Origin of the sequence: Mesorhizobium sp. B2-1-3A, assembly GCF_006442655.1 — a bacterium.
In the GTDB taxonomy this organism is placed as follows: domain Bacteria; phylum Pseudomonadota; class Alphaproteobacteria; order Rhizobiales; family Rhizobiaceae; genus Mesorhizobium.
The window spans coordinates 113,117-135,765 of sequence record NZ_VFWK01000002.1 but is presented as its reverse complement, the minus strand read 5'-3'; the positions used below and the strand labels follow the sequence as shown (position 1 = coordinate 135,765).

Sequence of the window (22,649 nt, the reverse complement as noted above, 5' to 3'; positions counted from 1 at the left end):
AACCGCTCGCCGTGTCGGCCTCAAACCCCGATCCCGCGCGCCTTCAGGGCGGCGGTGATCTCGTCCAGGATGGCAGGGTCGTCGATGGTCGCCGGCATCGCCCACTCCTCCTTGTCGGCGATCTTCTGCATGGTGCCGCGCAGGATCTTTCCCGACCGGGTCTTGGGCAGGCGCTTGATCGTCACCACGGTCTTGAAGGCCGCGACCGGGCCGATGCGCTCGCGTACCAGCGCGACGACCTCCTTTTCGATGGCGCCGCCGTCGCGCGCGACACCGGCGTTCAGCACCACGAAGCCGAGCGGAATCTGGCCCTTCATCGCATCGGCGATGCCGACGACAGCGCATTCGGCGACATCGGGATGGGCGGCAAGCACCTCTTCCATGGCGCCGGTCGACAGCCGGTGGCCGGCGACATTGATGATGTCGTCGGTGCGGGCCATCACGTAGAGGTAACCGTCCTCGTCGATCATGCCGGCATCGGCTGTCTTGTAGAAACCGGGGAACTCATCGAGATAGGCCTGGCGGAAGCGGGCATCCGCGTTCCACAGCGTCGGCAGGCAGCCGGCGGGCAGCGGTAGCTTGACCACGACGTTGCCGAGCGTCCCGCGCGACACCTCGTGGCCGGCATCGTCGAGCACGCGGATGTCGTAGCCGGGCATCGGCACGCCGGGCGAGCCGTATTTCACCGGCAGCAGCCCGAGCCCCGCCGGGTTGATGGTCATCGGCGAGCCGGTCTCGGTCTGCCACCAATGGTCGACCACCGGCACGTTCAGCTTCTGCTCCGCCCATTTGATGGTTTCGGGGTCGGCGCGCTCGCCGGCGAGGAACAGCGTGCGGAATTTCGACAGATCGTATTTGGGAACGAACTCGCCTCTGGGGTCCTGCCCCTTGATGGCGCGGAAGGCCGTCGGCGCGGTGAACAGCGCGACGACGCCATGATCCGAGATGACCCGCCAGTAGGTGCCGGCATCCGGCGTGCCGATCGGCTTGCCCTCGAACAGGATGCTGGTGCAGCCATGCAGCAGCGGTCCGTAGACGATGTAGGAATGGCCGACCACCCAGCCGACATCGGACGCCGCCCAGAACACTTCGCCCGGCTTGACGCCGAACTCGTTCTCCATCGTCCATTTCAGCGCGACCATGTGGCCGCCATTGTCGCGCACGATTCCCTTTGGCTGTCCGGTCGTGCCCGACGTGTAGATGATGTAGAGCGGATCGGTGGCGAGCACCGGCACGCAGTCGACATTGGCGCCTGCGGCCCGCTCGCGCGCGACGGCATCGGCATAGTCGATGTCGAAATGGCCCTTCAGGTCACAGCGCAGCTGGTCGCGCTGCAGGATCAGGCAAGCGTCCGGCTTGTGGCGGGACATCTCGATCGCTTTGTCGAGCAGCGGCTTGTAGGCAACGATGCGGCCTGGTTCCAGGCCGCAGGAGGCCGAGATGATCAGCTTTGGCTTGGCGTCGTCGATGCGGGTGGCAAGCTCATGCGAGGCAAAGCCGCCGAAGACCACCGAATGCACGGCGCCGATGCGGGCGCAGGCGAGCATGGCGATGGCCGCCTCCGCCACCATCGGCATGTAGATGATGACGCGGTCGCCCTTGCCGACGCCCCGGTTCTTCAGCACCGAGGTCAGCGCCACCACTTCACGCTTCAGCTCGGCATAGGTGAATTTTTTGACCGTTCCGGTGATGGCGCTGTCGTAGATCAGCGCGATCTGGTCGGCGCGTCCGCCGGCGACATGCCGGTCGATGGCATTGTAGCAGGTGTTGCAGGTCGCGCCCGTAAACCAGCGGCCGTAGACGCCGGCGGTGGCATCGAACACCTTGTCCCAGGGCGAATACCAGTCGATGGCACCGGCCGCGTCCGCCCAGAATTCTTCCGGCTCGCGTTTCCAGCCGTCATAGACCTCATGATAGCGTGAAGCCATCCGTAACCTCCCCAGGAACCATTTGCCGTCTTTGCAAACAGCCTATGCTGTTTTTTCCGGCGCTGTCTTCCCTGATTTTCGTCTGAGCCGGTCTCGTCTTGACCCCTGGTGCGCTGTGTCGTGAAGTGGAGCCTTCGCGGGGGGAGGATCCGAACGATGCGCCATCCATTGCCGATCATGGCAAAACCGGCATTTGCGCTGACGATCGGCGCGCTGCTCGCGATCTCCACCGCATCCGCTCTGGCCGGAGACGCCGCGGCACGGCGCATCATCGGCTTCTCGCCCGACGGGAGCTATTTTGCCTTCGAGCAATATGGAGAGCTCGATGCCGGTGCCTCGGCGTCCGGTTATTCGCAGATCGACATCATCGACACGCGCACCGACGAGTTTGTCGGCGGCAAACCGATTCTAGTCGTTGACGAATCCGAGGAATCGACGCTGAGCCTTGAACAGGCAAGGGCGCAAGCGGCTGCGAGGGCAAATCCCATCCTGGCCAGATACGCCATCGCATCGCGCGGCAAGCAGACCGCCTCCGACAAGTTCACCTTTCCCGGCGAGATGGTCGCCTACGCCGACATCTCCCGCCTCGAGCAAGTGTCGCAGAAATGGCTTTCGCCGCTCTATGGCGAGACAGGCATTTCGACGATCCAGCTCGACCAGATCCTGGCCACCAGCACGGCGGATTGTTCGGCGAGTTTCGACGAAGCCCAATCGGGCGACCAGGCCCTACAGGGTGACGAGGCTCCTCAAGGCGACAAGACGGGCAAGGCGCTCGGTTTCCGGCTGTCGCTGCAGGGCCAGGACGGCAAGCCGTTCAAGACCTTGCATGAGGACAAGGCCGTGCCTGGCTCGAGGAACTGCCCGACTTCCTACAGCCTGTCGGAATCCTATGAATACACACCTTCAGGCAAACCGGCGGTGATTGTCGTGCTGGTGCAGCGCTTCAGCCAGGGCTTCGAAGGGCGCGACCGCCGGTTCATTGCCGTGACGGGGCAGGCCCGCTGAGGAGCCGGCCCGATAGCCGTCTAACGAACGGTATTCATTGGACAAATTTCGATTGTACTAGATCGGCAGGGCCACAAGCATGAGGCCTACGCCGCCGAAGATCAAAATCGCCGCCGCCAGGGCTTTTCGATGACGTTCGAAAGTCGTCGGAGCCCGCTCCCAGTTGTAACGCATACGCTATCTCCCCAAAACCCGTGGAGTCTTTACCTTACTTAAGGGAAGAAAAGCAACGGTCCCATCGGTCAACGCACTTGCCTGTGGCGTCATGGCGACGACTATTTCTGGGACGATTTTCGGTTGGGAACGGGTGATGGCGCTTCTGCGGCCGGCAGGAATCCGTCGCATCGCAAAGCCGCATCGGCGATCTCTCCCGGCCGGCCGATAGACAGCGCCGCACCGCCGCGCTATCTCATTTTCGGGTTCTGGCGCGGCTTGTTGGGGTTGGTGATGGAAATTGTCTCTGGAACGGTTTTGCGGCTGGCGGACGACGCCTCGGTCCAGCATGTCGGCGACGGTGCCGTCGTGCTTCTGGCGCGCAGCGGCCAGCTCTATACCTGCAACGGCACGACGGAAGCCTTTCTCGACAAGGTGGATGGTGCGCGAAGCCTCGATCAGATCGTCGGCCTGCTTTGCGAGGAGTTCGATGTCGACAAGGATACGCTCGATGAGGACATGGCGGCATTGGCCAACGATCTGGTCTCGGAAGGTATCCTCGCCGCCCCAAATGCTTGATGGCCAAAGGTGCCGCTTGATGGCTAGAGGTATCGCCTGATGGCTGACGGTCCGCTCCTGCGTGCCCTGTTTCGCTGCCATCTCTGGACAAGCGCGCGGCTGATGCCGGCGCTCATTGCCGGGCGCAGCTTCGAGGACGTGCTGAGATGGGCCCCGCTCGCCTCCTCGACCCCCTATCGCGGCCTGCCAGCCGCCTACATCGTCGCTCGCGTCAACCGCATTGTCCGCCATCCCTGGCTGATGCGCGACCGCAGATGCCTGCGGGAAGGCCTGCTCGGCCATCGCTTCCTGCGCCTTGCCGGCTTCGATCCGGAGCTGCGTTTCGGCGTCGACCCGAAGTCACTGCAGACGCCGCGCGTTTCGGCGCATTGCTGGGTCTGCCTCGACGGCAAGCCCGTGGTCAGTGACAGCCTTCCCGGCATGGTGGAGATCTATCGCCACCATGCCGATGCCTCAAAGGTGCGCCCCGCTTGACCAAGCCTTCAGCATGCTACGACCTCAACGGTCAGGTCTTCGGCATATCGGCCGAACGCCCCGAGCTTTGGCAGGACTTCGACAGGATGCTGGGCGTCCTGCGAATCACCGGCGATACGGCGCCGGGCTTTCGTCTCGATATCACCGAGGCGGACGTTCTGGACGAGGAGCCCGGCGGATCGCTCGTCTTCGACGGTGAGATACCGGAGGACGGCTACTGCAGGATGGTCGCTGTGGGCGGCACCATCCATCTCATCTTTCCCGGGCGCCAGACCGTTGCCGTCAATGACGAGGAAGGGTGGGCGAAACTTCGGGTTCGCCCTGGGGCGAAAGCAGCCTGGACGCCATCGATGCTGGTGTTGGACGCGGCACTCGACGCCGGCGGCCAGCATATGCTGCACACGGCCGGCCTGACACTGCCGGGCCGCGACACCATCGTGCTGATCCATGCCCCAAGCGGCACCGGCAAGACCACGACCTCGCTGGCGCTGGCAACGCAAGGCTTTGGTCTCTGCTCCGACGACGCCATGATCCTGGATCTGGCTTTGGAGAAGCAGCCCATGGCCTGGGGTCTGCCGCGCCACGTCAAGATCCATCAGAAGACCGCCGAAATGATCCCGCAGGTTGCGCCTTGCCTTGGTCCGTCGTGGGACCGCAACGGCGAACAGGCCGTCTCGCTGCAGCGCTTGAGCGAGATCGGACGGATCGAAAGCCCGGTCGCCCGGCCGGTGGCGGCCGTGCTGCACCTGGCGCGCTCCGCCGACCGTGAGACCCGGCTCGTGCCCATGGCTCGGACCGACGCGATGGTGGCGCTGGCAATGGACAATGTCCGCACCAGCATGACTGGCCTGCTGCCCTCGCAGAAGCGCCGGCTGGCGACGATCGGCAAGCTGGTTTCCTCGGTGCCGACATTCACTCTGGAAGTGGGCGCACGCCCGGCCGACGCGGCGGCGTTGATAAGCGCCACGTTGACATCACCGGGTTGACGGCAAGTTCAAGCGGCGTATGGCCTGGCCTTGGCCAGCCGCTGGATCCAGCGGAAGGCATCGCGCCGCAGACGCGAGCCGATCTTCTCCCGGGAATTGACCCTGAGCAGCGTGTTCGTCGTGATCAGCCGCCTGGCCAGCCTTATCGAGAGATCGGGCTTGATCCGCCCGGCGAGCTCAAGCGCGCGACCCTCGCCGAACAACTGGCCGGTGACATTGAGCACGATCGCCAGTTCGAGCTCGATGCCGGTCATCCGGGCCGCGTCGAGCAGGCGGCTTTCCGATTCGGCTGACTGCAGCGCCCGCACCCCTTGCAGCACGTCGACGCAGAGCTGCAGCCGGTGGAATTTGTGGCCGCCGGCGGCGTGCACGATGGCGATCGTCAAAAGCGCGGCCGGCGTGTCCCTCACATCTCCGTCGATGACGTCCAGTTCGCGAAAACCCAGCGACAGGCGCCGCCGCATGCCGGTGTCGTGCACCAGGTCGCCATGCAGCTCGACCAGCAGGCTGGAATTCTCCTTTTCCAGCCATTTGAATTCCTGCAGCTGGTAGGATTCGGCTTCGTCACTGCCGAGCTCGAAGCCGCAGGACGCGATCACCTGGTTTGCCCGCGCAAGGTTGGCGGGTTCGACAAGGATGTCGATGTCGGTGAACGGCCTGTCCGACACATTGTGATAAAGCTTTCGCGCGAAGACCGGTCCCTTGACGATCCGCGCCGGAATGCCCTGCACAACCATCTCCTTCATGATGCGGTCGCCATGATATTGCAGCAGCATCGACTGGCCGGTGGCGATCGTCGCTTTCTGGCGCAAATCGTCGAGCTTGTCCCGCAAGCCGGCGTCGGGCGGCAGGCGTGCATCGCCGCGCTCCCTGAGCTTGCGCAGCATGATCGGCAGGATGCCGTGGAATTCGGCATTGTCGAGCAGCGCGGACAGGGACTTTGCCGACAAATTGTCCTCGACCGCCGCCGCCTCCGGATCGGCTAAGCGCAGCAGCAGTCTTTCTTCGGCGGAGGTCAGGGATGGCAGCATCGGGCCGGACAAATCTTATCGCTAGAGCAATTCCAGGAAAAGTGTAAGCGGTTTTGCGTTCGGAATTGCGTAAAAACAAAGAGTTAGAGCAATTCGCCGTTTCCGTGAAACGGTGAAGCGCTCTAGGGAGATGTCCAGGATGGTTGCAGAAAAGCGCTGTGGAAGCCAGTCTTACATGCCCCAGCGCAGTGCTGCCGTGTGGACAGGCGCGTCCCACCAGCCGGTCATCTCGTCATCGAGCATGGTCAGCGTGATCGAACATCCAGCCATGTCGAGCGAGGTGACATAGGTGCCGACCAGCGAGCGGGTTACCGTCACGCCGCGCTTCTCGAAAATCCGGCGGGCACTGTTATACATCAGATAGAGCTCCATCAGCGGCGTGCCTCCGAAGCCGTTGACGAACAGCAGCGCCGGGCCTGTCGCCTTGTCACCAAGATCGCCCAGGATCGCGGCGCAGATTTCCTCGACGATCGCATCGGCGCTTTTCAACCTGTCGCGGCGACGGCCGGGTTCGCCATGGATGCCGACCCCGAATTCCATTTCGCCGTCGCCGATGTCGAAGGTCGGTTTGCCCGCGGCCGGCACGGTGCCGCTGGTCAGAGCCACACCCATCGACCGGGTGGCTGCGTTGACGCGCTCGCCCAGCGTCTTCAGCACGGGCAGGGCCAGGCCATGCTCGGCCGCCGCGCCGACGATCTTTTCAACCACCAGCGTGCCGGCGACGCCGCGCCGGCCGGTCGTATAGGATGAATTCTCGACGGCGACATCGTCGTTGGTCACCACCTGCAGGACGCCTTCCGACATTTCGGCGGCCATGTCGAAGTTCATCACATCGCCCTCGTAGTTCTTGACGATGAACAGGCAACCGGCGCCGGTGTCGACGGCCTGCGCCGCCGCCAGCATCTGGTCCGGCGTTGGCGAGGTGAAAACCTGGCCGGGGCAGGCGGCATCCAGCATGCCATGGCCGACAAAGCCGCCATGCAGCGGCTCGTGGCCCGAGCCGCCGCCGGAGATCAGCGCCACCTTGCCCGGCCGCAAGGTCCTGCGGCGGACGAATTTGTGCTCCTCGCCAAGCACCAGTATATCGGCATGGGCGGCCACGAAACCATCGAGGCTCTCGGTCAGCACCGTGTCCACCGCGTTCATAAATTTCTTCATGGCGTCCTCCCAAACAGCCCGGCAAGGAATAGTCAGCCGCCACCCTTGCCGGCGATGCTGGTGATCTTCTGGATGAATTCGTTGATGGCCCGGTCGAGCGCCGCATTCTGCTTGTCGTCACCGAAATCGGGAACGACAAGCGAAACGTGCCGGGTTTTGCGCATGCCCGCGGCCACCGACATCTTTCCCGGATGCGCCTGGTGGTAGGCCGCGAGGAACTGGTCCCGCTCGGCCGGGCTGAAATGGCAGACGGAAAAGATCGAAGGCAGATGCTTTGAAGGGATAGGGATCGTATAGGCCGGGCTGGAGATCTGCGTGACGAAACTGCGGTGCTTGCCAAGCGCGTCGGCAAGGCGCTGGCGCATGCCGGACGGGCGCTGGTCGATGACCTGCGACAGGATCGTCTTGTAGGCGCGGATCGCCTCTTCGGAACCGGGTTCGGGTTTGATGTCGACCATGCCAGCCGCGCCTAGACCGAAACATCCGCGATGGCCGCCTTGGCCATGGCGAGTTGTGCCGGCGCGACGGACAGATCGCGCAGGCCCGCTTCGAGCAGCGACGGGATCGCGACGGGATCGCCGCCGGCATCGCCGCACAGGCTGACGGGAATGCTGTTGTCCCGTCCAAAGGCTACAACCGAGCCGATCAGCCGCAGCACCGCCGGATGGCGGACCGAATTGAGGTGGGCCACGGCAGCGTTATCCCGCGCGGCCGCCATCACATATTGCATCAAATCGTTGGAGCCGATGGAGAAGAAGGCGACGCCGGCGAATGCTTCCGGCGCGATGGCGACTGAAGGCACTTCAACCATGATGCCGAGCGGCGGCATACCGTGCGCGACACCACGCGCGGCAAGGGCTGCCTGTTCCTCGGCGAACAGAGCGGCTGCGCGCTCATACTCATCGGCGATGGCGATCATCGGAAACATGACCCTGAGATTGCCGTGTGGCGCGGCGCGCAGCAATGCCCTGATCTGCACGCGAAAAATGTCGAGCCGCGCCAGCGACAGTCTGATCCCGCGCAGCCCGAGGAACGGATTGCCTTCCTCGACGGTGAAGCCCGGCACCGGCTTGTCGCCGCCAGCATCGACAGTGCGGATCGTCACGGGTTTGTCGCCAGCCCACTCAAGCACCTTGCGGTAGGCGCGATACTGCGTCTCCTCATCCGGCAATATCCTGCCGAACAGGAATTCGGTGCGCATCAGCCCGACACCGTCGCAGGTCGCGATGTCGATGCCGTCGACATCGGACGGGTCGGCGATGTTGACCTGCACCCGCACCGCCGTGCCGGCTCTTGTCGCAGCCGGCCGCGCCAGAAAAGTCCTCGCCTTGCCTTGGCGGGCCGCGAAGGAAGAGGACGACTGCCGGAACGATCCGATCTCCGCCGGCGACGGCGCCAGGACGATATTGCCGTGTTCGGCGTCGAGCAGCGCCATGCCGGCAAGACCGGCAAGCGGTTCGCGCAGCCCCACCACCATCGGCACGCCACGCGAGCGCGCCAACATGGCGACATGGCTGGCGGTGCTGCCTGCCTTCAGCGCGATCCCGCCGCCATGGCTCCAGTCGGTTTCGAGAAAACGAGTCGGCGCGATGTCCTCGCCGCAGAGGATGGCACCGGTAGGCGCCGTAGCGCCGCCGTCCTCGGTCAGCGCGCGCAGAACCTGGTCCCTGATATCGCGCAAATCCGTGGCGCGGGCGCGGAAATAGTCCTGGTCGGAGGCCTCGTAGCCGGCGATCTCAGCGTCGAGCGCCTCCCGCCATGCCGCGTCGGCGGTCCGTCCGGACGCGATCGACGCGAAGGCGGGGCCGCTCAGTGCATCGTCCTCCAGCATGGCGATGTGGAATTCGAGTATGCCGGCGGCGTCGCTGTCGGCGGTTTCGACTATTGTCGCAAGCCGGCTTACCGCCTTGCCGATCGCGGCTTCCAGCGACGTCTTCTCTTCCGTCGATGTGGCCTTGCTTGCATAGATGGCCGGCGGCCGGTCGAGGTCGAACAACGGCCCTTCGGCATAGCCGGCCGAGGCCGGAACACCCTCAATCCGCATGGCCCGTGTTCCTTGCAGGCCGGCGAAGGCGCGCGCCAGCGTCAGGCCGACCGGACATGACCGGCGTCCTCGTCGAAATCGCGCTGCACCAGTTCGATCAGCGCGCGCACGGCGTCATCGGCGCCGCTGCCGCTGGCCCTGATGTGCAACACCGTGCCCTTCGGCGCCTTGGCCGCCATCACCTTGACGATGCTCTTGGCGTCGAACCATGGGCCGTTGGCGGCAAGCGCGATTTCCACGTCGGCGGCAAAGGTCTTGGCCAGCTTGGTGAACTTCACCGAGGGACGCGCATGCAGGCCCACATCGTGGGTGATCAGGACGGTCGCTTCGGCGGCTGCGGACATTTCAGAAATCCCGTTCACTCACGATGGCGACAATTCGTGCGCCGTCGCTACCACTTCCTTCAGCGAGGCGCCGCCGGAGGATTCTGTCGCCGCCATCACGGCGCCCTCGACGATCGGCGCGTTGCAGACGGTGATCTTCTGCGCACGCGGCTCACCGATCATCTCCACCGCCATTTCCGAATTGGTCTCGGCTCCGCCGAGATCGACCAGGATGGCGACACCAGCTTCCGACCAAGCCTTGTCGATGGCACCCATGATCGCCTCGACACTGGTGCCAAGCCCGCCATGGCCGTTTCCGCCGCACCATGCAAGCGGCACTTCGTCGCCCACCATCTGGCGTACCATGTCGGCCGTGCCCTCCGCGACCAGCGGCGAATGCGACACAATCACGATCCCGACATTGCTCATGCGCTTTCCCCGATCGCTTGCCCCAATGTGCGCACCAGCAGCGCGGTCGAGCGCGCGCCGGCATCCATATGGCCGATCGAGCGCTCGCCTAGGAACGAGGCGCGGCCGCGCAGCGCCTTCATCGGTACGGTCGCTTCGGCGGCGGCGTCGGCGACGTCGGCGATTTGCGCCGCCGGCTTGCCTCCCGCCAAGGCGTCATGCACCGGTTGCAGCACATCGAGCATGGTTTTCTGTCCGACCTGGGACTTGCCACGCGCGGCCACCGCTTCGATCGCCTTGCCGAAGGCCGTCGTCAAATTGGCACGATCGGGCTCCGCCGCGATCTCCTTGCCCAGCGCCATGAACAATGTGCCGAACAGCGGGCCGGAGGCACCGCCCACCGTCATCACCAGCTTGGTGCCGATCGCCTTCAGGGCCTCGGGCAAGGGCTTCGCGGCGAACGCATCGGCCTCGGCCCGCACGGCCTCGAAGCCGCGCTTCATGTTCAGCCCATGGTCGCCGTCGCCGATCGCCTGGTCGAGCGCCGTCAATTCCTCGGCATGCGCGGCAATCGTATCCGCGGCGACCGTGATCAGCCTGGCAAGGTTCAACGCCGCCATGTCGTCCAAGGTCCCGGTTTTCACCTTGCCGGCAGTAGCGAAAGAATGGTCATTCGACAACTGGTGCATGCGTCAGGCCGTGACGAGCAGCGCGGCGACGGCTGCGAAAACCTCGGCCACGGCATGGGCGCCGGGGTCGACAACGCCCTGCAATTTGGTGCCGACATAGGCGGACCGTCCTGCTTTTGCCTTCTCCATGGCGGCCGTCGCCTCGGCTCCGCGCCGGGCCGCGATCGCTGCTTCGCCAAGGCCATTGCTGTCGAGCGCCTTGAGCGCCGGCTCGAGCGCATCGACCATGGTGCGGTCGCCCGGCTTGGCGCCGCCATAGAAGGTCATTCGCTCAAGTCCGGCGAGCAGCGCCTTTTGCAGGCTGGCGCCGCCGTCCAGCGCCTGCGCCGCCGCCGTGAAGAAGATCGACAGCAGCACCCCGCTGGAGCCGCCCATCGATGCGCTCAGCGTGTCGCCGACGGCGCCAAGGGTCGCCGCGGGGTTGCCCAGCGGCAGCGCGTCAAGCCGATCGAGGATGCTGCGCGCGCCGGTCGCCACAGTCGAGCCGGTGTCGCCGTCGCCCGCCTTGGCGTCGAGCCCGTTCAAGGTTGCTTCCAGGGAAATCAGCTTTTCGCAGACCGTAACGATCAGGCGCCTGGTGCCGGCATCCTGGCTGGCCTTGCGTGCCGCACTTTGTCCGGCTGCTTTCGCCATAGGCACGACAACAGGCGCTGCGACCGGCTTGGCCGGCATCCAGGCATGCGGGCCGACCGGCGCCAGCAAGGCGGCCTCGCGCGCTGGATCGAGCCGGATCAGCGACAGCGAGAAGCCGTTCATGTTGAGCGCCGTCATCAGCGGCCCGGGGCCGATCGTCAGCTTGACCGTTTTGGCGAGTGGGGAAGCGAGCACCGCATTGGCGACCAGCGACATTTCGAGCGGCGGCACCGAACCCAGATTGTTGATCAGCAAGGCATGGCTGGCCTTCGGATCGAGCAGCACTGCCAGGCGCTCGGCCATGATCGCCACCAGCCGGTCCGCGCTTTGCACCGCGATGCGCTCGACGCCGGGCTCGCCATGGATACCAAGGCCGAGTTCACCATCGTTCTCGCCAAACCGTTCCTCATGCTGCTGGCCGGGAATGGAGCAGGACGATAGCGACATGCCGAGCGAGACGATATCCTTAGCCGCCGCTCGCGCCGCCGCCGCGATATCGGCCAGATCATGGCCGGCCTCCGATAGATGGCCTGAGATCTTGTGCACGAACAGCGTGCCGGCGACGCCACGCGGCTGGGCAATGTCGGGAAGCGCGATGTCGTCGCCGACAATCACCATCTCGACGCGAAATCCCTCGGCGCGCGCCTTCTCGGCCGCCAGGCCGAAATTGAGGCGGTCGCCGGTGTAGTTCTTGACGATCAGCAGGCAGCCGGCCGGGCCGGTGACCGCGCGGATGGCCGCCAGCACCGCTTCGACGCTCGGCGAGGCAAAGATCTCGCCCGAGACCGCCGCCGTCAGCATGCCCTTGCCGACAAAGCCGGCATGCGATGGTTCGTGCCCAGCGCCGCCGCCGGAGACGACGCTGACCTTCGACTTGTCCCAATCGGCACGCAGCACGACTTTGATCTCGGGATATCCGTCGAGGCGCGCGAGCTCGCCCGAACCGATCGTCCGCAACAGGCCGTCCAGCGCCTCGGTGACGATCGTTTCCCGGCGGTTGAAAAAGTGCTTCATCGAATTCGTCCCGTATTCGCAATCGTCAATCAGAGGCGGCGTGAACCCTTAGCGGGAGCGCCGAACCCTTCACATCAACCGTTGTCCGTCGGCACCGAAATAGAGCGGCGAGCGATAGCGGATCATCACTCTGTCGCCTTGCGCCAGATCGGTGTCCGGATCGGTCAGCGTCACCAGTTTCTTTGAGCCCACCGTCACATGCAGATGGTTCTGGTCGCCGAGATGCTCGACCCAGTCGACGACGCCGTCGGCATGGCCATTTGTTGCCTTCTCGATGGTCAGATGCTCCGTGCGCGCGCCGATCGTCTTGGTGCCCGCCGGCGCGCTGCCATCGGGCAGCAGGCCGGTCGGCAGAAGATTGATCGCCGGCTGGCCGAGCCTTGCCGCGACATGCAGGTTCGCCGGCTCCGAATAGATCGTCCTTGGCGTGCCGATCTGCACCAGAATGCCGTCGGCGAGGATGCCGATGCGGTCGGCCATGGTCATCGCCTCGATCTGATCGTGGGTGACATAGAGCATGGTAGCGCCCAGTTCGGTCTGGATGCGCTTCAGTTCGAGGCGCAGATCCGCCCGCAGCTTGGCGTCGAGCGACGACAGCGGCTCGTCCATGAGGTAGATCGAAGGCTTGCGCACCAGCGCGCGGCCGATGGCGACGCGCTGCATTTCGCCGCCCGACAGTTTGGTCGAGCGGTTGGCGAGCTTGTGGTGGATGCGCACCATTTTCGCCACCTCCTCGACGCGGCGGCGGATCTGGTCTTCCGGTATTTTGCGTGCCGGTGAACGCAGCGGGAAGGCGAGATTGTCGAACACCGACAGATGTGGGTACAGCGAATATTGCTGGAACACGAAGGCGGTGTCGCGCTCCGCCGGGGACAGCGTCGTGGCGTTGTGGCCGCCGATCTCGATGGTGCCGGCATCCGGCCGCTCCAGCCCGGCGATCAGCCGCAGCGTCGTCGTCTTGCCGGCTCCGGTCGGTCCGAGCAGCACGACGAATTCGCCATCGGCGATGTGCAGGTCGAGACCGTCGACGGCGACATGTTCGCCGAAGCTCTTGGTCACGTTCTTGATGTGCACGTCAGCCATGCTGCGCTCTCCCCTGAGAGGCGGTATCGTGGATCGCGGTTCTCACCGCCCGGCCGGAGCCCTTGTCGAACAGCGACAGCCGGGCGCTGTTCAGGGCCAGGCCGACATGATCGCCGGCGTTGAGCCGGATTTCGGCCGGCACGCGCGCCTTGATGATGCCGTCCGCCGTTTCCACCGCGACGATCTGGGTGGTGCCGAGATATTCGGTACCGTAGATGGCGCCGCGCAGTTTCGAGGCATCGTCGAAGCGGATGTGTTCAGGCCGGATCCCAAGCGCCATGTCGGCCGGCGCAATGTCCTCGCGCACTTCCGGCACCGTGACCTTCGCGCCCTGGACGACGACTTCCCTGGCGCCCTTGGCCAGCCCGCCGCCGAAGCCCAGAAAGTTCATCGGCGGCGAGCCGATGAAGTCGGCGACGAACATGGTTGCCGGTCGGTCGTAGATTTCGCGCGGACTGCCGAACTGCTCGATGACGCCGTGGTTCATGACGGCGATCTTGTCGGCCATCGACATCGCCTCCATCTGGTCATGCGTGACATAGACCGTGGTGGCGTGGATGCGGTTATGCAGTTCGCGCAATTCATGGACCATCAGGTCGCGGAATTCAGTGTCGAGCGTGCCGAGCGGCTCGTCCATCAGGAAGCATTTCGGCCGCCGCACGATGGCGCGGCCGAGCGCCACGCGCTGGCGGTCGCCGCCGGCAAGGCCGGAGACGGATTTGTTGAGCAGATGGTCGATGCGCAAAAGTTTTGCCGTCTCCTCGACGCGGCTGCGGATTTCGGCCGACGGCATGCCTTGTGCCAGCAGCGGAAAACCGATGTTCTTGCGCACATTCATGTGCGGATAGAGGGCGAACAGCTGGAAGACGAAGGCGATGTCGCGCTCGCGGGCCCGCAGCATGGTGACGTCGTCGCCGCCGAGCAGGATCTGGCCGCCAGTCGGCAGTTCCAACCCTGCGATCATGCGCAAGGTCGTCGTCTTGCCGCAGCCCGACGGCCCGAGCATGACGAAGAACTCGCCATCCTCGACGACGAAGTTGGAATCCTGCACGGCGACGAAATCGCCGAAGGCCTTTCTCAAATTCTGGACGCGGATTTCGGCCATGATTATTCCGGGAACTTCGAGACGATGATGAACATCACGGTGCCGGCTAGCATGGTGATGAAGGAGTAGGTGTAGAGCGACAGCGCGAAGGGTTGGAACAACATCAGGAAGCCGATGGCGATCAGCGCCGTCGCGATATTTTCCATCACGCCGCGCCGGGCCCAGGCCGGCCAGCGCGATTTGCGTTTGGCTGATTTGGTCATGCTCATTTGCGCACCGCGCCGAAGGTGATGCCGCGCAGCAATTGCTTGCGAAGCAGGATGGTGAAAACCAGGATCGGCACCAGGAAGATGGTCGTGCCGGCCGCCACCGCCGGCCAGTCCTGGCCGCCTTCGCCGATGATGGTCGGGATGAAGGGCGGCGCGGTCTGCGCGGTGCCCGATGTCAGCAGTGCGGCGAAGGCATATTCGTTCCAGGCGAAGATCAGGCAGAAGATGGCGGTCGCGGCAATGCCGGTCGTCGCCTGCGGCAGCACGGTGCGCCAGAAGGCCTGCAGCCGCGTGTAGCCGTCGATCATCGCCGCTTCCTCATACTCGCGCGGGATCTCGTCGATGAAGCCCTTCAGGAGCCACACCGCCAGCGAGACATTGACCGCCGTGTAGAGCAGGATCATGCCGAGTGCCGTGTCCGACAGGCCAAGCTCGCGGTACATCAGGTAGATCGGGATGGCGACCGCGATCGGCGGCATGAAGCGTGTCGACAGGATGAAGAACAAAAGGTCGTCGGCGAGCGGCACCTTGAAGCGCGAGAAACCATAGGCCGACAGCGTGCCGAGAAACACCGCGCAGAAGGTCGAGCCGAAGGCGATGATCAGCGAGTTGACGAAGCGCGGCAGGAAGTTGGACGGGCCGGCGATCACCATGTTGCGCTTGCGCACCGTCTCGTCGCAGAAGCCGGTCGCCGGTCCGAGCGAGTTGATGTATTCCGGCGTCTGCCGTGTCCGGGTGGTGAACAGGTTGCAGTAGCCCTCGATACTCGGCTGGAAGACGATCTTGGGCGGATAGGCGATCGAATCCGGCGGAGTCTTGAAGCTGGTGGCGAAGATCCACAGCAGCGGCACGATCGAGATCAGCGCATAGGCGATGATGATCGCGCCGGCGATGCGCTTCGAGTTCGCCGAAGGGGAGACGACCGAATGGGCTGTGGTCAGGCTCATCTCTGCTTCACCTTGTTGAGCGCCTTGACGTAGATGTTGGCGAGGCCGAACACGGCCACGAACAGGATGATGGCGAAGGCCGAGGAATAGCCGGTGCGCCAGCTCTCGAAGGCCTGCCGCTTCAGCGTGATCGAGGCGACCTCGGTGGTCGACCCCGGCCCGCCGCCGGTGAGCAGGTTGACCATGTCGAACATCTTGAAGTTCTCGATGCCGCGAAACAGCACCGCCAGCATGATGAAGGGCAGCGCCATCGGCAGCGTGATCGACCAGAATTGCCGCCAGTTGGAGGCGCGGTCGACCTCGGCCGCCTCGTAGATGTATTCGGGGATCGAGCGCAGGCCGGCGAGGCAGATCAGCATCACGTAGGGCGTCCACATCCATGTGTCGACGATGACGATCGACCACGGCGCCAACTCGACGTTGGAGAGCATCTGGATGCTCGTCGGCGGAATGCCGCTGACGAACGAGATGACATAGGAGAACAGGCCGATCTGCGGCTCGTAGAGGAAGCGCCAGAAATTGCCGACCACCGCCGGCGACAGCATCATCGGCACCAGGATCAGCGTCGTCCAGAAGGCGTGGCCGCGGAATTTGCGGTCAATCAGCCAGGCCAGCGTGAAGCCGATCAGCGTCTGCAAGAGGATGGTCCAGAACACGAAGTGCGCGGTCGTCTGCATGGCGATCCAGATGTCCTTGTCGCCGAGGATACGCTGGTAGTTGGCAAAGCCGAGATTCTTCACCACCTCGTTCGGCCGGTTGGCCCGGTAGTTGGTGAAGGAGAGATAGATCGCCCAGAACAGCGGGAAGATGTTGATGGCAAGCAGCAACAGGATCGTCGGCGAGATGAACAGCCAGGCGAGGCCCTTGTCGCTGATGCCCCGGACCTTGCGGGCCAACGGTTCCGGGGTCGCCCGGGCAACGTTCTCCGCGGTCCGATTGAGCATGGTCAGTCCTGCTTCGGTCACTTGGGTCGTCTCTGTCATGGAATTTATCTGAACTGCGTCCCGTGCCAAGGGCGGCACGGGACCAAGAGCATGATGCCGAAAAGTGTGAAGCGGTTTTCGGACGACATCATGCTCTCTCTCGTTGAGGCCGGAGGCGGATGATCCCTGGTCGATTCGACCTGAAATCATCCGGCTCCGGGTCCTAGCTCGGGAGGAGCCGGTTACATCTTGCCGTCATCCTGGAACACCTGGGTCCAGTCCTTGACCAGGCCGTCGAGCGCATCCTTGGCGGAGCCCTGGCCGGCAACGACATAATCATGGAAGCGCTTCTGCGAGGCCTGCAGCAGCGGCGCGTAGCTCGGCTCGGCCCAGAAGTCCTTCACGATGGCCATCGAGTCGAGGAAGGCCTGTGCGTAGGGCTGGCTGGCCGGGAATTTCGGGTCCTTCACCACCGCGTTCAGGCAGGAGTAGCCGCCAAGCGACCACCACTTGGCCTGCACGTCCTTGTTGGCGAACCACTTGATGTATTTCAGCGCCGATTCCTGCTTGTCGGAATAGGAAACCACCGAAATGCCCTGGCCGCCGAGCTGTGCGAACTGTGCGCCGCCGGGACCCTTCGGATTGACGAAATAGCCGATCTTGTCGCCGCCGACATTCTCGTCCTTCTGCAGGCCGGGCCATGTGAAGGTGAAGTTCATGTGCATCGCCACCTGGCCGGACTTGAAGGCATCGACGCCTTCGCCCATGTAGCTGTTGGAGGCGCCCGGCGGGGTGCAGCAGTCATAGAGCGCCTTGTAGAATTCCAGGCCCTTGACCGCGTCGGGCGAATTGACGAAGCCTTCCATCTCGTAGGGCTTCTTCGGGTTCTCATACTGGAAGCCGTAGCTGTAGAGCACATCCATGGCGCCCATGGTGATGCCTTCCGAGCCGCGCTCGGTGTAGATCGAGGCGCCATAGACGGTCTTGCCGTCGATCTGCCGCTTCTGGAAGAATTCGGCGATCTGCTTCAGCTGGTCGAAGGTGGTCGGCGGGCCGAGATCCCAGCCATACTTCTCCTTGAATTCCTTCTGCAGCTCGGGCTTGGAGAACCAGTCCTTGCGGTAGGTCCAGCCGACGACGTCGCCCATGGCCGGCAGCGCCCAGTAGTTCGGCGTGTTCTTCGGCCATTCCGAATAGCCGACGACGGTCGCCGGCACGAAGTCGTCCATGCTGATCTTCTCCTTGTCGAAGAAGTCGTTCAGCTTGACGTAGTGGCCGTTCTCGGCCGCGCCGCCGATCCATTGGCTGTCGCCGATGATCAGGTCGCACAATTTGCCGTGCGAGTTGAGCTCGTTGAGGAAGCGGTCGGCATAGTTAGTCCACGGCACGAATTCGAATTTCATGCCGATGCCGGTTTCCTTGGTAAAATCCTTGGACAGTTCGACAAGCGCGTTTGCCGGGTCCCAGGCGGCCCAGCACAGCGTCAGGTCTTCAGCGTGCGCGACGTTCGACACGGCTGTCGACGCTGTAATCGCCGAGGCCAGTCCCAACGCCAGTTTCAAGCTCGATTTCATGTCTTCCTCCCATTTGCGAAACGCGCCCGGATGACGGTTTCAAGAGCCCTCGAACCTCTCTCCTCAGAGGCCCAAACACGGCGGTGTCTCGGCACCGCGGATGTTTAGTAATTTGTTTAGTGATGCAATTTTTACTAAACAAGGCAAGCGAATTCGTCGCTGCGCCGCAACATGACGAAACGGATGATTGAAATCGTTGGGAAATGACCGCCGGATGGTTTTCCGGCAGCCGCTCAGTTGGCCTCGCCGATGACGTTCGTCTGTGGCGTCACCGGCCGGACCGGCGGCGCGGGCGGCAGCAAGGCGCGTATGTCGGCGAAGGGAAATGTCGGCTCGAAACGAAAGGCCTCGGCCAGTGAACCGGGGAGGCCGTTGCACTGGCCGGCGCGAAATTCATTCTGGATGCGCGCCCGGTCGACATATTGCTCCGGCCGTTGCGATTGGTGCGCGCGGATCGCCTGCGTCTTGATATCCCGGTAGGCGGAAACATCGACGTAGTGCGTCGGCGCAAACCCGGTGCCGCCCATCGTGTCGGCATGCAGCACGGGGACGCCGAACGAGGCCGCGATGCGCACGCCGTCCGACAGCGCGCGATGGTCGGCGTGATAGTCGTTGGGCGCGTGCGTGATGACCAGGTCCGGCCCGGTCTCGCGTACAAGCGCCTTCAGCGCACCGATCAGCGTCGCATCGGCCACCAGTTCGCCATCGGGAAAGTCGAGGAAGCGCGGTGCAGCACCCAGCAGCGCCGCCGCCGCCGTCGCTTCCTCGCGACGGATACGCGCGAGGACCTTGGCATCGCTCTTGCCCCCCTTGGCACCATCCGTGGCCACGGCAAAAGTGAGTTCTGCGCCTTGCGCCGCATAGGCGGCCATCGTACCGAACATGAAGATCTCGATGTCGTCCGGATGCGCACCGAGGGCCAATATTCTCAAGCTACTCTCTCCCCGGAAATGGAAAAACGTGCCGAACGGAATCCTGCTCGCCCTGATCGCCTATGCAAGCTATTCGGGCAGCGATGCCGTGATCAAGAGCCTGGGCGGACAGTTCACCGTCTTCGAGATCGGCTTCTTCTCCACCCTGTTCGCCGGCTGTTTCCTGTTCTTCAGCCGCCCCGCGGGTGAACGCTGGCGCGATTTCTGGCGCATGAAGCGGCCATGGGCCGTGCAGGCGCGGGCACTGGCCGGCATCGCGTCGGGCGTGCTCAGCGTCTATGCCTTCACTCACATTCCCCTTGCCGAAGTCTACGCGCTGATCTTCCTGGCGCCTTTGCTGGTCACCATCCTGTCCACCGTCATCCTGAAGGAAAAGGTCGGCCCCTGGCGATGGCTGGCCGTTGTCGCCGGCTTTGCCGGGGTGATGCTGGTGGTGCGGCCGGGTTTCCGCGAATTGAACCTTGGCCATCTGGCCGCCTTCGTGAACGCCTTTCTCGCCGCGGCCAGCGTCATCCTGCTGCGGTCGCTCGCCCAGCAGGAGAAGCGCACATCGATGCTCGGCGTGCTTGTCGGCTATGGCCTGCTGTTCAACGGCGCTGGCGCCGCCGCCAGCTCCTTCACCTTGCCGAATGCCATGCAGCTTGTCTGGCTGGCGATGGCCGGCGCCTTCACCGCCGGCGGGCAACTCATGCAGCTCCTGGCGGCCAAATACGCGCCCGCCAACCGGATCGCGCCGACGCATTATTCGCAGATCGTGTGGGCGGTCATCCTCGGCGCGCTTTTCTTCCAGGAATATCCCGATTGGCTGTCGCTGGTTGGCCTCGCGGTTGTCGGTGCCTCCGGCCTGCTGACGATGGTGCGCGAGGAGGCGAGGCTCGGCACGGTGCGCTGGAACCCGTTTTCGCGCACCCGGCTTTGACCAGGCGTTAGCGCGATAAAGTTGCACGGCGACCGGGACCGCTGATATGCGGGCGCGATGAAGACGAAACCGTTGCCGGAGCTTCCGGTCACAGCTGTGTTGCCGGCGCTCGGCGAAGCGCTTGGCAATGGCAACAGCGCCGTGCTGGTGGCGCCGCCCGGCGCCGGCAAGACGACGCTGGTGCCCTTGGCGCTGCTGGACGCGCCATGGTTGGGAGCCGGCCGGATCGTTCTGCTCGAACCGCGCCGGCTCGCCGCCCGCGCTGCCACGCGGCGCATGGCCGAATTGCTTGATGAGGAGCCCGGCGGCACGGTCGGCTACGCCATGCGCATGGAGAACCGCACCTCGGCCCGGACCAGGATCCTGGTCGTCACCGAGGGTGTGCTCGCACGCATGATCCTCGACGATCCCGAACTGCCCGGTGTCTCGGCGGTCATTTTCGACGAATTCCACGAGCGTTCGCTCGACGGTGATTTCGGCCTTGCCCTGGCACTCGACGTGCAGGGTGCGTTGCGGCCGGATCTGCGCCTTGTTGTTATGTCGGCGACGCTGGACGGCGCCCGCGTCGGCAGGCTCCTGTCGGGCGCGCCGGTGATCGAAAGCGAGGGCCGGGCCTTCCCCGTCGACATCCGCTACGACGAACGGCCGGCCGGTATCCCGATCGAGGATGCCATGGCCAAGGCGGTCCGCTCGGCGCTCACCGACGAAAGCGGCAGCGTGCTTGCCTTCCTGCCCGGCCAGCGCGAGATCGAGCGCACCGCCGAGCGGCTGGCCGGCAAGGTCGGCGCCGACACCGACATCGTGCCGCTCTATGGCCAGCTCGACGGCAAGGCGCAGGACGCCGCGATCAAGCCCGCGTCGCCCGGTCGTCGCAAGGTGGTGCTGGCCACTTCCATCGCCGAAACCTCGATCACCATCGACGGTGTGCGCGTCGTCATCGATTCCGGCCTGTCGAGGCTGCCGCGCTACGAGCCGGCGAGCGGACTGACGCGCTTGGAAACCGTGCGCGTCAGCAAGGCTTCCGCGGATCAGCGCGCCGGCCGCGCCGGGCGCACGCAAGCCGGCGTCGCCATCCGACTGTGGCGCGCCGAACAGACGGCGGCGCTTCCCGCTTTCACGCCGCCAGAAATCCTCGAGGCGGACCTGTCGGGCCTGCTGCTCGACTGCGCTGCCTTCGGTGTCGCCGATCCGACGGCGCTCGCCTTCCTCGATCCGCCGCCGGCGCCGGCTCTCAACGAGGCGAGGGTGCTGCTGCGCGCGCTGGACGCCATCGATGAGGCAGGCCGCCTGACGGAAGCGGGCATGGCCATGCGCAAGCTCGCTCTGCCGGTGCGGCTGGCGCATATGGTCGCCGAGGCGGCGAAGAGCGGCCATGCCGGCGAAGCGGCTATGGTGGCCGTACTGCTGACCGAACGCGGCCTTGGTGGCGACGGCGCCGATCTCGAACGGCGGCTGATGCGCTTTCGCGCGGAAAGGTCGCCGCGCGCCGTCGCCGCGCGGCAGCTAGCGGAGCGGTTGGCAAGACAGGCGAGCGGCCAGAAGGATAGCGCGGCCGTTCCTGCTGGTCCCTTGCTCATCCACGCCTGGCCGGACCGCGTCGCCAAGGCGCGCGGCGAGCGCGGCCGCTTCGTGCTGGCCAATGGCTCCGGCGCCATGCTCGATGCCGCCGACCCGCTGGCGGGCGAGCCGTTCCTGGTTGTCGCCGACCTGCAGGGCAAGGCGCAGAACGCGCGCATCGCTGCGGCCGCCGCAATCGGCGAGGACGACATCCGCGCCACGCTGGCCGACCGGATCGAAACGCGCCGGCAAACGAGCTTCGATCGCGACCGGCGCGCCGTGCGGGTGCGCGAGACTGTTCGCCTCGGCGCCATCACGCTCGCGGAGCGCATGCTGCCCGCTCCCTCAGGCACCGAGGCCGACCGCGCCATGCTTGACGCCTTGCGCGAGCACGGGCTGTCGCTGCTGAGCTGGAGCAAGGAGGCCGAGACGCTGCGCCAGCGACTGTCCTGGCTGCACCGTGGCCTTGGGTCGCCCTGGCCCGACATGTCGGATGAAGCGCTGATCGAGCGCCTCGACGACTGGCTGCTGCCCTTCCTGTCAGGTGCCGCATCCCTGGCCGCCATCAATTCCGGTGTTGTCTCGGCCGGCCTGGCTTCGCTCGTGCCGCACGACCTGCAGCGCAAGGTCGATGCGCTGGCGCCAACGCATTTCGACGCGCCGTCGGGCAGCCACGTGCCGATCCGTTATGACGGCGAATGGCCGGTGCTGGCGGTGCGCGTGCAGGAACTGTTCGGCCTCGACCGCCATCCCTCGATCGCCAACGGCACGGTGCCGCTGACGCTCGAACTGTTGTCGCCGGCGCACCGGCCGATCCAGACGACACGCGACCTGCCCGGCTTCTGGCGCGGCTCCTGGGCCGACGTGCGCGCCGACATGCGCGGCCGCTATCCCAAGCATGTCTGGCCGGAGAATCCACTGCTCGCCACGGCCACCGCTCGCGCAAAACCGCGCGGGACCTAGCGCTTGTCTTCC

22 protein-coding genes are annotated in these 22,649 nt (G+C 64.8%); 6 read left to right on the top strand and 16 right to left on the bottom strand.

Going from position 1 to position 22,649, the window contains the following annotated elements:
- Nucleotides 1–20 precede the first annotated feature (20 nt).
- A complete protein-coding gene (locus tag FJ977_RS07240) occupies nt 21–1,928 on the bottom strand; it encodes a propionyl-CoA synthetase (RefSeq protein ID WP_140769977.1) in 1,908 nt (635 codons plus the stop codon).
- Nucleotides 1,929–2,084: 156 nt separating this feature from the next.
- Between FJ977_RS07240 and FJ977_RS07235 the strand changes: the two genes are divergently transcribed.
- The 4 genes from FJ977_RS07235 (at nt 2,085) to FJ977_RS07220 (ending at nt 5,125) form a co-directional block, all read left to right on the top strand.
- On the top strand, nt 2,085–2,933 hold the full coding sequence (locus tag FJ977_RS07235) for a DUF2259 domain-containing protein (protein WP_181179690.1): 849 nt from the start codon (nt 2,085–2,087) through the stop codon (nt 2,931–2,933).
- A 447-nt stretch (nt 2,934–3,380) separates the two neighbouring features.
- Complete coding sequence (locus FJ977_RS07230; RefSeq protein WP_140769975.1) at nt 3,381–3,665, top strand: PqqD family protein; 285 nt, start codon at nt 3,381–3,383, stop codon at nt 3,663–3,665.
- Nucleotides 3,666–3,704: 39 nt separating this feature from the next.
- Nucleotides 3,705–4,139, top strand: coding sequence for a lasso peptide biosynthesis B2 protein (locus FJ977_RS07225; RefSeq protein WP_140769973.1), 435 nt, complete (start codon nt 3,705–3,707; stop codon nt 4,137–4,139).
- Complete coding sequence (locus FJ977_RS07220) at nt 4,136–5,125, top strand: serine kinase (RefSeq protein ID WP_140769971.1); 990 nt, start codon at nt 4,136–4,138, stop codon at nt 5,123–5,125. The genes FJ977_RS07225 and FJ977_RS07220 overlap by 4 nt, the downstream gene beginning before the upstream one ends.
- Nucleotides 5,126–5,133: 8 nt before the next feature.
- On the opposite strand, the gene FJ977_RS07215 is transcribed toward FJ977_RS07220, so the two are convergent.
- The 15 genes from FJ977_RS07215 to FJ977_RS07145 all read right to left on the bottom strand — a co-directional run bounded on the left by FJ977_RS07215 (nt 5,134) and on the right by FJ977_RS07145 (nt 19,198).
- Nucleotides 5,134–6,156, bottom strand: a complete 1,023-nt coding sequence (locus FJ977_RS07215) for a nucleotidyltransferase family protein (protein WP_140769969.1) — start codon at nt 6,154–6,156, stop codon at nt 5,134–5,136.
- A gap of 171 nt (nt 6,157–6,327) precedes the next feature.
- Complete coding sequence (gene dhaK, locus FJ977_RS07210) at nt 6,328–7,314, bottom strand: dihydroxyacetone kinase subunit DhaK (RefSeq protein WP_140769967.1); 987 nt, start codon at nt 7,312–7,314, stop codon at nt 6,328–6,330.
- A gap of 32 nt (nt 7,315–7,346) precedes the next feature.
- Complete coding sequence (locus tag FJ977_RS07205; RefSeq protein WP_056569505.1) at nt 7,347–7,772, bottom strand: hypothetical protein; 426 nt, start codon at nt 7,770–7,772, stop codon at nt 7,347–7,349.
- Between the two features lie 11 nt (nt 7,773–7,783).
- Complete coding sequence (gene ptsP, locus FJ977_RS07200; RefSeq protein ID WP_140769965.1) at nt 7,784–9,358, bottom strand: phosphoenolpyruvate--protein phosphotransferase; 1,575 nt, start codon at nt 9,356–9,358, stop codon at nt 7,784–7,786.
- A gap of 41 nt (nt 9,359–9,399) precedes the next feature.
- Complete coding sequence (locus tag FJ977_RS07195) at nt 9,400–9,702, bottom strand: HPr family phosphocarrier protein (RefSeq protein ID WP_140769963.1); 303 nt, start codon at nt 9,700–9,702, stop codon at nt 9,400–9,402.
- Between the two features lie 18 nt (nt 9,703–9,720).
- A complete protein-coding gene (gene dhaM, locus FJ977_RS07190; RefSeq protein ID WP_056569510.1) occupies nt 9,721–10,110 on the bottom strand; it encodes a dihydroxyacetone kinase phosphoryl donor subunit DhaM in 390 nt (129 codons plus the stop codon).
- Nucleotides 10,107–10,709 (bottom strand): dihydroxyacetone kinase subunit DhaL, encoded by a 603-nt coding sequence (dhaL, locus tag FJ977_RS07185; RefSeq protein WP_140769960.1) that lies wholly within the window; start codon nt 10,707–10,709, stop codon nt 10,107–10,109. Before dhaL ends, dhaM begins: the two co-directional genes overlap by 4 nt.
- A gap of 72 nt (nt 10,710–10,781) precedes the next feature.
- Nucleotides 10,782–12,425: a dihydroxyacetone kinase subunit DhaK gene (locus tag FJ977_RS07180; protein ID WP_140769958.1), complete on the bottom strand. Its 1,644-nt coding sequence runs from the start codon at nt 12,423–12,425 to the stop codon at nt 10,782–10,784.
- 69 nt (nt 12,426–12,494) lie between these two features.
- Nucleotides 12,495–13,508 (bottom strand): ABC transporter ATP-binding protein, encoded by a 1,014-nt coding sequence (locus tag FJ977_RS07175; protein ID WP_140769956.1) that lies wholly within the window; start codon nt 13,506–13,508, stop codon nt 12,495–12,497.
- On the bottom strand, nt 13,501–14,613 hold the full coding sequence (locus FJ977_RS07170) for an ABC transporter ATP-binding protein (RefSeq protein WP_140769954.1): 1,113 nt from the start codon (nt 14,611–14,613) through the stop codon (nt 13,501–13,503). The genes FJ977_RS07175 and FJ977_RS07170 overlap by 8 nt, the downstream gene beginning before the upstream one ends.
- A gap of 2 nt (nt 14,614–14,615) precedes the next feature.
- Nucleotides 14,616–14,822, bottom strand: coding sequence for a hypothetical protein (locus FJ977_RS07165; RefSeq protein ID WP_140769952.1), 207 nt, complete (start codon nt 14,820–14,822; stop codon nt 14,616–14,618).
- Entirely contained in the window at nt 14,819–15,769 is a 951-nt protein-coding gene (locus tag FJ977_RS07160; RefSeq protein ID WP_140769950.1) for a carbohydrate ABC transporter permease, read from the bottom strand. Before FJ977_RS07160 ends, FJ977_RS07165 begins: the two co-directional genes overlap by 4 nt.
- On the bottom strand, nt 15,766–16,713 hold the full coding sequence (locus FJ977_RS07155; protein ID WP_140771331.1) for a sugar ABC transporter permease: 948 nt from the start codon (nt 16,711–16,713) through the stop codon (nt 15,766–15,768). Before FJ977_RS07155 ends, FJ977_RS07160 begins: the two co-directional genes overlap by 4 nt.
- Before the next feature lie 221 nt (nt 16,714–16,934).
- Nucleotides 16,935–18,266: an ABC transporter substrate-binding protein gene (locus FJ977_RS07150; RefSeq protein WP_140769949.1), complete on the bottom strand. Its 1,332-nt coding sequence runs from the start codon at nt 18,264–18,266 to the stop codon at nt 16,935–16,937.
- A 233-nt stretch (nt 18,267–18,499) separates the two neighbouring features.
- Nucleotides 18,500–19,198 (bottom strand): PIG-L deacetylase family protein, encoded by a 699-nt coding sequence (locus FJ977_RS07145; RefSeq protein ID WP_140769948.1) that lies wholly within the window; start codon nt 19,196–19,198, stop codon nt 18,500–18,502.
- A 28-nt stretch (nt 19,199–19,226) separates the two neighbouring features.
- Here FJ977_RS07145 and FJ977_RS07140 point away from each other — a divergent pair, with 28 nt between their 5' ends.
- Nucleotides 19,227–20,117 carry a DMT family transporter gene (locus FJ977_RS07140; protein ID WP_140769947.1) on the top strand — a complete coding sequence of 297 codons (891 nt, stop codon included), beginning with the start codon at nt 19,227–19,229 and terminating at the stop codon, nt 20,115–20,117.
- Between the two features lie 57 nt (nt 20,118–20,174).
- The gene (gene hrpB / locus FJ977_RS07135) at nt 20,175–22,637 is read left to right on the top strand and encodes an ATP-dependent helicase HrpB (protein WP_140769946.1); all 2,463 of its coding nucleotides are present in this window, start codon (nt 20,175–20,177) and stop codon (nt 22,635–22,637) included.
- The last annotated feature ends 12 nt before the right edge of the window (nt 22,638–22,649 follow it).

Bases quoted from the DNA above. Each gene is read 5' to 3' on its own strand.
- FJ977_RS07180 (WP_140769958.1), bottom strand. From the start codon at position 12,425: ATGAAGCACTTTTTCAACCGCCGGGAAACGATCGTCACCGAGGCGCTG.
- FJ977_RS07230 (WP_140769975.1), top strand. From the start codon at position 3,381: ATGGAAATTGTCTCTGGAACGGTTTTGCGGCTGGCGGACGACGCCTCG.
- FJ977_RS07215 (WP_140769969.1), bottom strand. From the start codon at position 6,156: ATGCTGCCATCCCTGACCTCCGCCGAAGAAAGACTGCTGCTGCGCTTA.
- dhaK (WP_140769967.1), bottom strand. From the start codon at position 7,314: ATGAAGAAATTTATGAACGCGGTGGACACGGTGCTGACCGAGAGCCTC.
- FJ977_RS07165 (WP_140769952.1), bottom strand. From the start codon at position 14,822: ATGAGCATGACCAAATCAGCCAAACGCAAATCGCGCTGGCCGGCCTGG.
- FJ977_RS07225 (WP_140769973.1), top strand. From the start codon at position 3,705: ATGGCTGACGGTCCGCTCCTGCGTGCCCTGTTTCGCTGCCATCTCTGG.
- FJ977_RS07235 (WP_181179690.1), top strand. From the start codon at position 2,085: ATGCGCCATCCATTGCCGATCATGGCAAAACCGGCATTTGCGCTGACG.
- FJ977_RS07170 (WP_140769954.1), bottom strand. From the start codon at position 14,613: ATGGCCGAAATCCGCGTCCAGAATTTGAGAAAGGCCTTCGGCGATTTC.
- FJ977_RS07195 (WP_140769963.1), bottom strand. From the start codon at position 9,702: ATGTCCGCAGCCGCCGAAGCGACCGTCCTGATCACCCACGATGTGGGC.
- FJ977_RS07175 (WP_140769956.1), bottom strand. From the start codon at position 13,508: ATGGCTGACGTGCACATCAAGAACGTGACCAAGAGCTTCGGCGAACAT.
- dhaM (WP_056569510.1), bottom strand. From the start codon at position 10,110: ATGAGCAATGTCGGGATCGTGATTGTGTCGCATTCGCCGCTGGTCGCG.
- FJ977_RS07160 (WP_140769950.1), bottom strand. From the start codon at position 15,769: ATGAGCCTGACCACAGCCCATTCGGTCGTCTCCCCTTCGGCGAACTCG.
- FJ977_RS07155 (WP_140771331.1), bottom strand. From the start codon at position 16,713: ATGCTCAATCGGACCGCGGAGAACGTTGCCCGGGCGACCCCGGAACCG.
- ptsP (WP_140769965.1), bottom strand. From the start codon at position 9,358: ATGCGGATTGAGGGTGTTCCGGCCTCGGCCGGCTATGCCGAAGGGCCG.
- dhaL (WP_140769960.1), bottom strand. From the start codon at position 10,709: ATGGCGGCGTTGAACCTTGCCAGGCTGATCACGGTCGCCGCGGATACG.
- FJ977_RS07150 (WP_140769949.1), bottom strand. From the start codon at position 18,266: ATGAAATCGAGCTTGAAACTGGCGTTGGGACTGGCCTCGGCGATTACA.
- FJ977_RS07240 (WP_140769977.1), bottom strand. From the start codon at position 1,928: ATGGCTTCACGCTATCATGAGGTCTATGACGGCTGGAAACGCGAGCCG.
- hrpB (WP_140769946.1), top strand. From the start codon at position 20,175: ATGAAGACGAAACCGTTGCCGGAGCTTCCGGTCACAGCTGTGTTGCCG.
- FJ977_RS07205 (WP_056569505.1), bottom strand. From the start codon at position 7,772: ATGGTCGACATCAAACCCGAACCCGGTTCCGAAGAGGCGATCCGCGCC.